This window comes from Salinigranum salinum, from assembly GCF_009176545.1.
Classification (GTDB): domain Archaea; phylum Halobacteriota; class Halobacteria; order Halobacteriales; family Haloferacaceae; genus Salinigranum; species Salinigranum salinum.
Genome location: NZ_VTOJ01000001.1, coordinates 2,201,181 through 2,211,915, shown reverse-complemented (window position 1 = coordinate 2,211,915; position 10,735 = coordinate 2,201,181). Strand labels below are relative to the sequence as shown.

15 protein-coding genes are annotated in these 10,735 nt (G+C 68.5%); 7 read left to right on the top strand and 8 right to left on the bottom strand.

Annotation, left to right across the window (positions count from 1 at the left end):
• Window positions 1-94: 94 nt before the first annotated feature.
• On the bottom strand, window positions 95-349 hold the full coding sequence (locus FZP69_RS10670; RefSeq protein WP_192918537.1) for a hypothetical protein: 255 nt from the start codon (window positions 347-349) through the stop codon (window positions 95-97).
• An 89-nt stretch (window positions 350-438) separates the two neighbouring features.
• Between FZP69_RS10670 and FZP69_RS10665 the strand changes: the two genes are divergently transcribed.
• Window positions 439-825, top strand: coding sequence for a DUF7510 family protein (locus FZP69_RS10665; RefSeq protein ID WP_152041279.1), 387 nt, complete (start codon window positions 439-441; stop codon window positions 823-825).
• A gap of 200 nt (window positions 826-1,025) precedes the next feature.
• On the opposite strand, the gene FZP69_RS10660 is transcribed toward FZP69_RS10665, so the two are convergent.
• On the bottom strand, window positions 1,026-2,069 hold the full coding sequence (locus FZP69_RS10660) for a glycosyltransferase family 4 protein (protein WP_152041278.1): 1,044 nt from the start codon (window positions 2,067-2,069) through the stop codon (window positions 1,026-1,028).
• Window positions 2,070-2,215: 146 nt separating this feature from the next.
• Between FZP69_RS10660 and FZP69_RS10655 the strand changes: the two genes are divergently transcribed.
• Together FZP69_RS10655 and trxA are read left to right on the top strand one after the other, a co-directional pair.
• On the top strand, window positions 2,216-2,887 hold the full coding sequence (locus FZP69_RS10655) for a 2,5-diamino-6-(ribosylamino)-4(3H)-pyrimidinone 5'-phosphate reductase (RefSeq protein ID WP_152041277.1): 672 nt from the start codon (window positions 2,216-2,218) through the stop codon (window positions 2,885-2,887).
• Window positions 2,888-2,968: 81 nt separating this feature from the next.
• Complete coding sequence (gene trxA, locus FZP69_RS10650) at window positions 2,969-3,301, top strand: thioredoxin (RefSeq protein WP_152041276.1); 333 nt, start codon at window positions 2,969-2,971, stop codon at window positions 3,299-3,301.
• 78 nt (window positions 3,302-3,379) lie between these two features.
• On the opposite strand, the gene FZP69_RS22530 is transcribed toward trxA, so the two are convergent.
• Both FZP69_RS22530 and FZP69_RS10645 read right to left on the bottom strand, forming a co-directional pair.
• Entirely contained in the window at window positions 3,380-3,529 is a 150-nt protein-coding gene (locus FZP69_RS22530; protein WP_192918536.1) for a hypothetical protein, read from the bottom strand.
• Window positions 3,530-3,620: 91 nt separating this feature from the next.
• Window positions 3,621-3,917, bottom strand: coding sequence for a NifU family protein (locus FZP69_RS10645; protein WP_152041275.1), 297 nt, complete (start codon window positions 3,915-3,917; stop codon window positions 3,621-3,623).
• A gap of 140 nt (window positions 3,918-4,057) precedes the next feature.
• Between FZP69_RS10645 and FZP69_RS10640 the strand changes: the two genes are divergently transcribed.
• Together FZP69_RS10640 and FZP69_RS10635 are read left to right on the top strand one after the other, a co-directional pair.
• Window positions 4,058-4,783, top strand: a complete 726-nt coding sequence (locus tag FZP69_RS10640; protein ID WP_152041274.1) for a ribosome assembly factor SBDS — start codon at window positions 4,058-4,060, stop codon at window positions 4,781-4,783.
• Window positions 4,784-4,833: 50 nt separating this feature from the next.
• Window positions 4,834-5,316, top strand: a complete 483-nt coding sequence (locus FZP69_RS10635; protein WP_152041273.1) for a GNAT family N-acetyltransferase — start codon at window positions 4,834-4,836, stop codon at window positions 5,314-5,316.
• Window positions 5,317-5,387: 71 nt separating this feature from the next.
• Here FZP69_RS10635 and FZP69_RS10630 read toward each other — a convergent pair whose 3' ends face one another.
• Window positions 5,388-5,705 carry an FUN14 domain-containing protein gene (locus FZP69_RS10630; RefSeq protein ID WP_152041272.1) on the bottom strand — a complete coding sequence of 106 codons (318 nt, stop codon included), beginning with the start codon at window positions 5,703-5,705 and terminating at the stop codon, window positions 5,388-5,390.
• 229 nt (window positions 5,706-5,934) lie between these two features.
• Here FZP69_RS10630 and hflX point away from each other — a divergent pair, with 229 nt between their 5' ends.
• Window positions 5,935-7,236 carry a GTPase HflX gene (gene hflX, locus FZP69_RS10625; protein ID WP_152041271.1) on the top strand — a complete coding sequence of 434 codons (1,302 nt, stop codon included), beginning with the start codon at window positions 5,935-5,937 and terminating at the stop codon, window positions 7,234-7,236.
• 113 nt (window positions 7,237-7,349) lie between these two features.
• Window positions 7,350-7,832, top strand: a complete 483-nt coding sequence (locus tag FZP69_RS10620; RefSeq protein WP_204959959.1) for a hypothetical protein — start codon at window positions 7,350-7,352, stop codon at window positions 7,830-7,832.
• Here FZP69_RS10620 and FZP69_RS10615 read toward each other — a convergent pair whose 3' ends face one another.
• The 3 genes from FZP69_RS10615 to FZP69_RS10605 all read right to left on the bottom strand — a co-directional run bounded on the left by FZP69_RS10615 (window position 7,833) and on the right by FZP69_RS10605 (window position 10,732).
• Window positions 7,833-8,714, bottom strand: a complete 882-nt coding sequence (locus tag FZP69_RS10615) for an NAD(P)H-binding protein (RefSeq protein ID WP_152041270.1) — start codon at window positions 8,712-8,714, stop codon at window positions 7,833-7,835.
• A gap of 82 nt (window positions 8,715-8,796) precedes the next feature.
• Window positions 8,797-9,297: a cyclic pyranopterin monophosphate synthase MoaC gene (gene moaC / locus FZP69_RS10610; RefSeq protein ID WP_152041269.1), complete on the bottom strand. Its 501-nt coding sequence runs from the start codon at window positions 9,295-9,297 to the stop codon at window positions 8,797-8,799.
• Window positions 9,290-10,732 carry an NAD(P)H-hydrate dehydratase gene (locus tag FZP69_RS10605; RefSeq protein WP_152041268.1) on the bottom strand — a complete coding sequence of 481 codons (1,443 nt, stop codon included), beginning with the start codon at window positions 10,730-10,732 and terminating at the stop codon, window positions 9,290-9,292. The genes moaC and FZP69_RS10605 overlap by 8 nt, the downstream gene beginning before the upstream one ends.
• Window positions 10,733-10,735 lie beyond the last annotated feature (3 nt).

Genomic DNA, 10,735 nt, shown 5'->3' with positions numbered 1-10,735 from the left:
AGCCACGCCGGTAAAAAGCGTTCCACGGCCTCACGCGACGGCCGCTCGTGCCGCGGATCCGTCCGGTACCCGGTCGCGAGCGACGGCCACCGGATCAGTCGATCGGGGCCTGCCCGCGGATCGGTGTCCCGTCGACGACGCCCGCGAACACCGCGCCGACGACTCCGGTCGGGGCGGCCCAGACCACACGGACGGTGGCGAGTCGGCTCGGCTCACCGAGGGGGGCGAACCCAACCGAGATGGGGCCGTCCACTTCGTCGCCCTCGGACCGATGTTCGTACTCGCCGTGGGAGACGCCCCCCGACGAGCCCGTGCCGGCGGTCCGCAGTCGCTCCACGACCGCCGCCACGCAAGCCGTGCCAACGCGACACCGAGCCGGATCGGGAGGGCTCCGGTCGGACGCCGACAGTTAAGTACACCGCCCACACACCGTCTCTCATGGCCGACGAAGACGTCGAGTTCACCGTGGAGATCACCGACGGAGAGACGCTGATCGAGATGACGGGCGACCGCGACACGGCCGTCATCGTCCGTTCGGCGTCGGGCGAGCGCATCTACCTCCCGCCCGAGGACTTCCAGCGCCCCCCACAGACGAGCGACAGCCCCTACCAGTCCGCCCGCAGCGACAGCCCCTACCAATCCGCGCAGAACGACAGTCCCTACCAGTCCGCCCGCAGTGACAGCCCATACCAGTCGGCGTCCCGCGACGACAGCCCCTACCAGTCCGCCCGACAGCAGTTCCCCGAGGAGGGACTCCGTTCGACGCGCGACGGCTACGCGATCCGTCACCCCGAACCCGTCACCGACGTTCGCGTCCTCCGGTAGCTCGGTGGCGCGGGTGCTCGGCTGTCGCCTCGGCGTCCTCGTCGACGTCGGTGTCGTCACTGCTGTCGTCGCTCGTCGCCCCGCTCGTTCTCTCGTGCACCAGAAGACTACGCGTGCACACGGATTCACGACCACGGTCTCACGACCGCACACGCACAATCCTCACGACCGCACACGGACGGTCTCGTGCTCAGACCGGCTCAGGCGATACGCTCGTAGAAGTCGAGGTGCTCGTCGACGACGGTGTCCCACGTTCGCGGCTCGTACTCCAGGGGCCCCTCGATCGAGAGCGCGTGCTCGATGGCGTCGGCGAGCGAGCCGGAGTCGACCTCGGCGGGGACGACGCACGACTCGGGGATGACCTCCGCGGCGCCACACTCGGTCGCGACGACGCGCGTCCCGACCGACAGCGCCTCGGTGATGGTGATGCCGAACGGTTCCGACAGCGAGGGCGAGACGAACAGATCCGCCGAGGCGTAGTAGTCGCCGAGGTCCTTCTCCTCGACGAAGCCGACCCACTCGATCCGGTCGTCGACGCCGAGGAGTTCGGCGAACTTCTTCAGCTGGTCGGTGAGGTGGCCGCTCCCGCCCATGACGAGCGTCACGTCGTCGCGACGCATCCGCTCTAACGCGTAGATCAGGTGGGAGATCCCCTTCTGGTCGGTGTGTCGCCCCACGTAGAAGAGCATCTTCCCGTCGATGCCGAGTTCGGCCTTGAGGTCACGGCCCGTCGGCTCCAGCGACGAGAAGCCGTTGTGGATGACCTCACACTCCCCGCCGTACTCGTCCATCACCTTGCGCGCGGTGATGTGGCTCACCGCGATGAGTTCGTCACAGCGCTCGACGACGCGGCGTTCGGTCTCGACCTCGCGCTGGGGCGGGTCGATGTTCCGGTCGGAGGACAGCGAGTGGAACGTCGTCACCCACGTGGCGTCGGAGTTGTTCATCGCCCGCGATCCCGGCCCGTAGCCGAACCAGTCGTGGGTGTGGATGATGTCCTTCCCCTCGGCGCGCTTGGCGAACTCCGCGGAGAGCCGACCGATGCGAGTGATGATGTCACCGTCGCCGGTGGGGACGCCGATGATGTTCTCCCGGCCCTCGGGTGCGTACTCCCCCGGCAGGACGAGTTCGATGTCGACGTCCCGGTCGAGGAACCGCTCGAACATCTCGCCGACGAAGGTGTCGAGCCCCCCCGTCACGTTCGGTGGGTACCCCCAGCCGAGCCAGAGCACTTTGAGCGACATGGTTGGCCCTTCGTTCTGAGAGTGAGTATTTAATTCATTGCGGTAGGACGACCCGACCGTGGTCGCGTCGTCGGTCGCCATCGTGTACGGTCGTAGCTGCACCGTGGGGACGAAACACAGTTGACCGTCCCCGCTTACTCGGACACATGGACGTCGTCGTCAACGCCGCGACGAGCGTCGACGGGAAGCTCTCGACGCGGCGACGCGAACAGCTGAAGATCAGTGGGGCCGCCGACTTCGACCGGGTCGACCGTCTCCGGGCGGCCGCCGCCGCCGTCATGGTCGGCGTCGGGACCGTGCTCGCGGACGATCCACACCTCACGCTCGACGACGACGACCGTCGCGTACACCGCCTCCGTTCCGGCCGTCCGGGCAACCCGGCCCGCGTCGTCGCCGACTCGCGTGGCCGGACACCGCTCGACGCCCGCATCCTCGACGACGAGGCCGCGACCTACCTGCTCGTGACCGACGCGGCCCCCGACGATCGCCGGGACGCCCTCGCCGATGCGGGCGCACGCGTCCTCGTGATCGAAGCGACCGAGGCGGGCCACGTCGACCTCTCGGCGGCGCTGGACAGGCTCGACGACGAGGGAGTCGACCGCCTCATGGTCGAGGGTGGTGGTGAACTCCTCGCCTCGCTCTTCGCGGACGGGCTCGTGGACGAACTCTCCGTCTACGTCGGCTCGCTCGTCGTCGGCGGCCGCGACGCGCCGACGCTGGTCGACGGCGACGGCTTCGTCGACGACCTCCCACGGCTCGACCTCCGCGACGTCGAACGGCTCGACGACGGCGTCGTGCTGTGGTACGACGTCCCGTGAGGCGCACCCCGAGGAGGGCGGATGTGCGGTCGCCCGGCAAACCGTCTCAACTGTTAAGCGTCTCCCCCCAGTAAGGGCAGTATGAGCACCGCGCAGCCCAGCGAACCGATCCACGTGAAGAGTCAGGAACACCTCGAGGAACTCGTCGCGGAGCACGACGTCGTCCTCGTCGACTTCTACGCCGACTGGTGCGGCCCGTGCAAGATGCTCGAGCCGACCGTCGCCGAGATCGCCGACGAGACCGACGCCGCGGTGCTGAAAGTCGACATCGACCAACTGCAGGACCTCGCGCGCGACGCCGGGGTGCGGAGCGTCCCGACGCTCCAGTTCTACGCGGACGGCGAACCGGCCAAGCGGCTCATCGGCGTACAGGACAAGGACGAGCTCCTCGCGGTTATCGCGGACCTCTCCTGAGCGGCCCGAGGTCGATGCCCTACCCACCCTGGTCCGGCGGCTCGCCTCCGTGAGCGGGCGCGCCGTGTCGGGGCGACGTCACTCGATACGGGCGTACTGCGTCGTATGATCGGTGGTCGTCTCGTGTTCGTCCGCCAGCCGGCGCGCCGCCGTCGGATCCGGGCGCAGCGACTCGAAGGGACAGTCACGACAGACGACGTGGAACGTTTCGTTCTCGGTTTCCTGCATGTTCGAGAGTATAAACCGGTGCCGGATAAGTACCCGCCGCGTGAGATCGGTTAAACACGGCGTTCAGATCGTTAACCGGCGGCTAACGCGGCTAGAACGGTACGTCGGAGAGATCGGGACGGCCGCCGACGTCGTCGAGGCCGGTCGAGACGTGCACCGCCCGTACCTCGTCGAACTCGCGCAGGAGTCGGCCCTCGAGCGCCTGGACCGTGAGTGGGGAGATGCCACAGCCCGAGCAGGCACCGGCGAGCGTGATCCACACCTCCCCGGTCGCCTCGTCGACGCCGTCGATGCCCGCTGTGCCGCCGTGCAGGTCGATCTGGGGGAAGTTGCGCCGCACGAACCGTTCGATGCGGCGGTCGAGTGATTCGGTCTCTGTGGTGTTCATACGGTCCGGGAGCGCGCAGCCGACATAGCGCTTGCGCCCTTTCGACCGACGGGATCAGCCCCCAGACCATCGGTATCGTCGAGGTCGCGTCCCGGCCGTCGCGGCGAGAGCTTTTAAATCCGGAGGTGGTAGCTGACTCCATGATTTCACTCGACGAAGCCGTGACGGCCCGCCTCGAATCGCACGGCGCGCGCTTCGAGGTGCTCATCGACCCCGACTCGGCGCTCGCGATCAAGCGCGGCGAGTTCGACGGCGATCTGGAGGAGGTCATCGCCGCCGAAGACGTCTTCGAGGACGCCTCGCGCGGGGACCGCCCCGCCGAGTCCGACCTCGAGACGGTGTTCGGGACGACGGACCCGATGGAGATCATCCCCGAGGTCGTCAAACGGGGGGAGATCCAGATCACGGCCGACCAGCGGCGGGAGATGCAAGAGCAGAAACGCCGCCAGCTCATCGACCGCATCGCGCGCAACGCGGTCAACCCGCAGATGGACGACGCCCCACACCCCCCCGACCGCATCGAGCGCGCGCTGGAGGAGGCCGGCTTCCGCGTCGACCCGATGGAGCCGGTCGAGACCCAGGTCGACGACGCGCTGGAGGCGCTCCGTCCCGTGATCCCCATCCGCTTCTCGGAGGTCACCATCGCCGTGCAGGTCCCGGCCGACAAGGCCGGCAGCGCACAGGCACGCATCCGACAGTTCGGCGACCTCGAACGCGAGGAGTGGCAGAACGACGGCTCGTGGGTGGGCGTACTCACCTTCCCGGCGGGGATGCAGAACGACTTCTACGACCTCGTGAACGACGTCACGAGCGGACAGGCCGATACGCGGATCATCAAGGACAAGGACGACTTGAACGTGCGGTAGCCACGCGACACCGCCCGGAGCCGACTACTCGCGCACGGGGGCCCGAACCGATGGAACTCGTCGAGGCAACCGAAGACGACGTCGACACGCTCGCCGAGCTGTGGTTCGCTCTGGCGACGGAGATGGAACCGTATTCGGAGCTGAATCGGCTGTCGTACTCGACCGTCGACGAGGTACCCGAAGCGCCGTTCAGGGAACAGATCGAACGCGATGACGTCACGGTTCTTCTGCTCAGCGAGGAGGACACCACGCTCGGATTCCTCACGCTCCGCCGGGGAACGCATCCCTCCCGGACGCACGCGGAGTATCTCCACGTCGTCGACCTGTTCGTCGCCGAAGTGTACCGGAATCGCGGGTACGGCTCCGAAGCGTTCGAACGGGTGGCGGAGATGGCCCGCGAGTGGGGGTGCGACTACGTCGAAGTCTCGTGCGAGTGGAACAACGCCGGTGCGAGGCGTTTCTACGAGGACTGTGGGTTCGAGGAGAAACAGGTTCAGTACACGTATCGGCTGGACCGAGGTTCACAGTCGTGAGCCACCGTGTGGCGTGAGTCGTCGCCACGGTGAAGACCGTCGTTCGACGCACTGGGACCGCGACGGAGTCGCTATCCCTTCTTGAAGCCGAGCAGGAACCCCCCGGTGAACCCCGCCGAGATCGACAGCGTCGAGAGGATCGTCATCACCCAGTCCGGCGGGGCCCCCGTCGCGGCGGCCTCGGTAGCGCCGAGCATCCCCCCCGTGAGCGCCCCCCAGTCGACGGTGATGATCTGCCGCGACTCGAGGAATTTGAACAGCGCGAGTTCGAGGCCGACGATAATCGCGACGATCTTCGCGACCTTCTTGGCGGCGAACCCGATGATGCCGCCGATGATCGCCCCGCTCCCGAGTTCGAGGCCCAGTTGTGTGAAATTGATATCGACCATGACTCACATGGCGCGGGCGGTCATAAGTCCCTTGTGGAAGTCGTGACAGCTCTGAGATACGTTCGACGGTCGGTGGCCGATCGGGTGTCACGAGGTAACATACAAGACGGCGTAGTGTCTACTGGCGGCCATGGAGGTGTGAGACCGCCATCACGATCGACCGCCCGTTTAAACCGATGGACGGCCAAGAGCAGACAACAGTGCTGGAACACGCCACGGAGGTGGGTGGATGAGCCGCCGGGCAGTCGTCGCCAAACGCGTCGACGACGGCTCTGCCGACCTCTCCGAGATCCGTGATCTCGCCCGTGCCGCCGGCTACGAGATCGTCGGCGAACTCACGCAGACGCGCGAGGAGGACGCCGCGTTCATGTTCGGCGAGGGGAAAGTCGACGAGCTCGCGGCGCTCGTCGCCGAGACCGGCGGGGACGCGGTCGTCGTCGACAACCGCGTCGGGCCGTACCAGATGTACAACATCGGTTCGAAGCTCCCGGGCGACACGGAGGTCGTCGATCGCTTCACGCTCATCCTCGACATCTTCGGACAGCGCGCCCGGACGAAGAAGGCGCAGCTCCAGGTCGAACTCGCCGAACTCAGATACGAACTCCCCAGAGCCGAAGCGAAGGCATCACTGGCGAAACGCGACGAACGCCCCGGCTTCATGGGGCTCGGCGAGTACGACGAGAGCCGCGAACAGGACATCAAGGCGCAGATCGCCCGTATCAAGCGGGAACTCGACGCCATCGCGGAGAAGGAGGAGACGCGCCGGCGAGAACGGCGGGAGTCCGGCTTCGACCTCGTCGCGCTCGCGGGCTACACCAACGCCGGGAAGTCGACGCTGATGCGCCAGCTCGCGGCCGACCTCGCGGTCGACGAGAACGACGACCTCCACCCGGATCTGGACCCGACCGCCGAGTCCGAGGACCGCCTCTTCACGACGCTCGGGACGACGACCCGACGGGCGGAGACGGGCACCAGGGACGTCCTCCTCACCGATACGGTCGGCTTCATCTCCGACCTGCCGCACTGGCTCGTCGAGTCGTTCAAGTCCACCCTCGATTCGGTGTACAGAGCCGACCTCGTGTTGCTCGTCGTCGACGCCTCGGAGTCGATCGAGACGATGCGCGAGAAGCTCGTCACCTGTCACGACACGCTGTACGAGCGCAACGAAGCGCCCATCGTCACCGTGTTGAACAAGATCGACAAGGTCGACGCCGACGAGCTGGAGGAGAAGAGGCGCGCCCTCTCGGCGCTCGCGCCCAACCCCGTCGCCGTCTCGGGGCGGACGGGCGAGAACGTCGACGCGCTCAGCGAGCGGATCGAGGCGGAGCTCCCCGACTGGCAGCACGAGCGACTCCTCCTGCCGATGACGGAGGAGACGATGAGCCTCGTCTCGTGGGTGTACGACCACGGGCACGTGGAACACGAGGAGTACGACGACGACTCCGTCACCCTCGAGTTCGAGGCGCGGCCGGCGGTCGTCGAGAAGGCACGGGCGAAAGCCGGCGAACTGACGGCGATCGAGTCGGCGTAGCCGTCGCGGCCGGCTTCCTCCGCAGCGGGTCCGCAGGCACACGCTCGGGCACATACCCACACGCACGAGAGTCACGAGGCAAGCTTCAAACGGTCGAGCGCCAAGGGACGGCTATGTCCCAGTCGCTCCTCGTCTACGACGACCGCCCCGCCTGGCTCCGCGCCGCGGTCGAGGCGCTGACGCGGTGTTCTGGCGACCTCAAACCCGTGGCGTGGCACTCGTCCGAGATACAGGCGTTCCTCGACGCACAGTTCGACGCCCGGCCGTTCGCGCTCGTGTTGATCGAAGGAGACCTCGTCCACGTCGGCTCCGCGACCGTCGAACGCGTGCTCCGGTCGCGGGGCGTTTCCCCGTCCCTCACGCGGGCTCTCTCACGGGCGTATCCGACGGTCTCCGGGCCGTTCGGGCGCGTCTTCCACGGACGCGAACCCGCCGAACTCCACGGGACGTTCCCGCTGGACGAGGCGGCGCGCGTCCACGTCGACCCGGTCCGGCGGGGCCGGACGATCCCCGTCGAATCCGAATCCGAATCCGAGTCCGGGTCCGGGTCCGGGTCCGGGTCCGGGTCCGCGTCAGTCTCCGACGAAACCCCATGATCACGCGTCCAGCGCCCGGCGCACGGCGTCGTCGACGGGCGTCCGGTCGATCGGGACGACGTGCTGGAGGTCGCGGTCGTCGCTCACGGTCACCGGGTGGCGCATGCTCTCGACCAGCGGGCGGGCGATGGCGTACTGGACGTCGGTCGTGAGCCGGAGCCAGTGCGACGACAGTTCGGGCGTCATCACCGGAACCGGAACGATGACCACCGACCGGCCCTTCTCGCGCGCGGTGAGTTCGAGCAACGACTCGTACGACCACACCGACGGGCCGCCGATGTCGTACGTCTCGCCCCTGGTTTCGTCGGCGTCCAGCAGTTCGACGAGGTAGGTGACGGCGTCGTCGACGCCGATCGGCTGGCAGGGCGTCCGGACCCACTCGGGGACGACCATCACGGGCAGGCGGTCGGTCAGGTCGTCCACGATCCGGAAGCTCGCACTCTCGGGGCCGACGATGATCGCCGCTCGCAGCACGGTCAGATCGAACGCCCCCTCCGAGAGCACCGACTCGACCTCCCGCCGCGACGCCAGGTGGGGGGAGAGGTCCCCCTCGTCGCCGCTGATTCCGCTCAGATACACCACCCGGTCGACGCCCGCGGCCGACGCGACCTCGCGGAACCGCCGGGCGTACTGACGGTCCCGTTCGGCGAAGTTCTCGGCCGTGAGCGAGTGGATCAGGTAGTAGGCGACGTCGACGCCATCGCACAGCCCCTCGATCGACGTCGGATCGCCGAGGTCGCCCTCGAACGGTTCGGCTCCTTCGGGAAACGTCTCCTGGGACGCGCTCCGCGAGAACGCCACGACACGATCCCCCCGGGCGACCAGCGCGTCGACCAGCCGCGAGCCGACGAACCCGGTCGCACCCGCGACGAGTACCCGCATCGTCTGTGCCTTCGGTCCGAGGGCAAAGAGGGTTGGGTCGGCCGCGACGGTCGGCTGGTGGAGGTCGGACGTGCCGCCCGTGTCAGAGCCGTTCTTTCACCTTCTGCACGACGTGGACGTCCGTGATCCGGGTGTCGGGATACTGCCCGTCGGCGTCCTTCTCGGCGGCCTTCACCATGTCCCAGACGACGTTCAGCCCCGTCGTCACGCCCTCCAGCGCCTCCATCTCGCAGCCCGTCTTCCCCGTCGTCTCGACCGCTACCGTGAGCACGACGCGGTCGTCTTCGACCACGAACTCGGTGTCGACGTTCGTGATCGGGATCTGATGACACATCGGGATCGTCTCCCAGGTGTGTTTCACAGCCTGAACCGCGCCGACCCGGGCCGTGGCGAGCACGTCGCCCTTGTCGACATCGTCGGCGCGGATCGCGTCGATCGTCGTGGGCTGGAGGTGGATCGTGCCCCGTGCGACCGCCCGCCTCGCGGTATCCGGTTTGGCACCCACGTCGACCATCTGGACGTTGCCCGCCTCGTCGGTGTGGGTGAGGTCGTCGCCGTCGCCGCCACCGTCGGCGTCACTCATCGCGCTCCCCCCAGGTGGCCTCGGGGACGCGATCGAGCAGGTCGGTCGCCACCAGCCCGAACCCGCGCTCCTCCACGACGAGGTCACCGGCGCGGCCGTTGACGTACGCCCCGATCGCGGCGGCTTCGAGCGGCTCCTGCGTGCAGAGGAGCGCCCCCGTGACACCCGCGAGGACGTCGCCCGTGCCGCCGACGGTCATCCCGGGGTTCCCCGTGCGGTTCACCCGCGTCTCGTGGCCGTCGGCGACGACGTCGTACGCGCCCTTCACGAGCAACGTGTGGCCGAGGTCGCCCGCGAACGCCGCGACGAGCGTCCGGCGCTCGCGCCACGACTCGGACGTAGAACCGCCCATCTTCCGCAACTCGCCCTGGTGGGGCGTGCAGACCAGCGTGGCCTCGGTGTCGACGTCGGGGACGACCTGGAGAGCGTCGGCGTCGACGACCGCCCGCCCGTCGTAGTCGGCGAGGAACGCCTCGACGGCGGTCAGCGTCTCGTCCGCGGAGCCGAGGCCGGGACCGAAGACGACGACGTCGTGTTCGTTCGCCCGGTCGACGAGCGCGTCGACGTGGTCGGGCGCGAGCGTCTCGCCCTCGAACGGGAGCACGATGAGGTTCTCGCTGTACCCCTGAACCTCGCGGGCGACCGACCGGGGACAGGCGACGCGCACGAGGTCCGCACCGGCCCGGAGCGCGGCCTGCGCCGACAGTGCGGGCGCACCCGTGTACGGGCCGCCCCCGACGACGAGCACCTCGCCGTGGTCGCCCTTGTGCGACTGTGGGTCGCGGCCGAGCGACAGCAGATCGCCCGGGCCGACGAACTCCTCGGCGGCAGCGGGGATCCCGATGTCCGCGACGTGGACGGTCGCGTCGAGGGTCGCGAGCCCTGGCTTCTCGTCGTGGAACGTGACGACGTGGTCGGCGTCGACGGCGACGCCCGCCGCAGTCCCGGTGTCGGCGTCGACGCCGGAGGGGACGTCGACCGCGACGACGGTCGCGTCGAGCGCGTCGATCGCCTGCGCGGCCGACGCTTCCGGTTCGCGGAGCGCGCCCGTCACCCCGGTGCCGAGCATCGCGTCGACCACCACGTCCGGACGTCCCAGATCGAGGTCGCTGGAGTCGCCGACGATTCGGGTGTCGTACTCGGCGTCGACGAGGGCGTCCCAGTTCTCCCGGGCGATCCCGGTCGAGATGGTCTCGGGGCGACCGAGGAGCGACACCTGAACGTCGAAATCGTCGAGGAACCGCGCGGCGACGAAGGCGTCGCCGCCGTTGTTCCCCCGGCCGGCGACGATGGCCACCGCGGCGTCGTCACCGGGTGCGACGTCGCGGACGACGCGGGCGACCGCGTGTCCGCTCGACTCCATCAACTGCTTGCGTGGGACGCCGAGGGCGGCCGCGTTCGCGTCGACGGCCGCCATCCGTCTCGCCGTGATCATAGC

What these genes read in the sequence shown, in the direction of transcription:
- FZP69_RS10605 (WP_152041268.1), bottom strand. Translation starts at nt 10,732, where the DNA reads ATGATCACGGCGAGACGGATGGCGGCCGTCGACGCGAACGCGGCCGCC.
- FZP69_RS10620 (WP_204959959.1), top strand. Translation starts at nt 7,350, where the DNA reads ATGTCCCAGTCGCTCCTCGTCTACGACGACCGCCCCGCCTGGCTCCGC.
- FZP69_RS22530 (WP_192918536.1), bottom strand. Translation starts at nt 3,529, where the DNA reads ATGCAGGAAACCGAGAACGAAACGTTCCACGTCGTCTGTCGTGACTGT.
- moaC (WP_152041269.1), bottom strand. Translation starts at nt 9,297, where the DNA reads ATGAGTGACGCCGACGGTGGCGGCGACGGCGACGACCTCACCCACACC.
- FZP69_RS10645 (WP_152041275.1), bottom strand. Translation starts at nt 3,917, where the DNA reads ATGAACACCACAGAGACCGAATCACTCGACCGCCGCATCGAACGGTTC.
- hflX (WP_152041271.1), top strand. Translation starts at nt 5,935, where the DNA reads ATGAGCCGCCGGGCAGTCGTCGCCAAACGCGTCGACGACGGCTCTGCC.
- FZP69_RS10640 (WP_152041274.1), top strand. Translation starts at nt 4,058, where the DNA reads ATGATTTCACTCGACGAAGCCGTGACGGCCCGCCTCGAATCGCACGGC.
- FZP69_RS10655 (WP_152041277.1), top strand. Translation starts at nt 2,216, where the DNA reads ATGGACGTCGTCGTCAACGCCGCGACGAGCGTCGACGGGAAGCTCTCG.
- FZP69_RS10635 (WP_152041273.1), top strand. Translation starts at nt 4,834, where the DNA reads ATGGAACTCGTCGAGGCAACCGAAGACGACGTCGACACGCTCGCCGAG.
- FZP69_RS10660 (WP_152041278.1), bottom strand. Translation starts at nt 2,069, where the DNA reads ATGTCGCTCAAAGTGCTCTGGCTCGGCTGGGGGTACCCACCGAACGTG.
- trxA (WP_152041276.1), top strand. Translation starts at nt 2,969, where the DNA reads ATGAGCACCGCGCAGCCCAGCGAACCGATCCACGTGAAGAGTCAGGAA.
- FZP69_RS10630 (WP_152041272.1), bottom strand. Translation starts at nt 5,705, where the DNA reads ATGGTCGATATCAATTTCACACAACTGGGCCTCGAACTCGGGAGCGGG.
- FZP69_RS10615 (WP_152041270.1), bottom strand. Translation starts at nt 8,714, where the DNA reads ATGCGGGTACTCGTCGCGGGTGCGACCGGGTTCGTCGGCTCGCGGCTG.
- FZP69_RS10665 (WP_152041279.1), top strand. Translation starts at nt 439, where the DNA reads ATGGCCGACGAAGACGTCGAGTTCACCGTGGAGATCACCGACGGAGAG.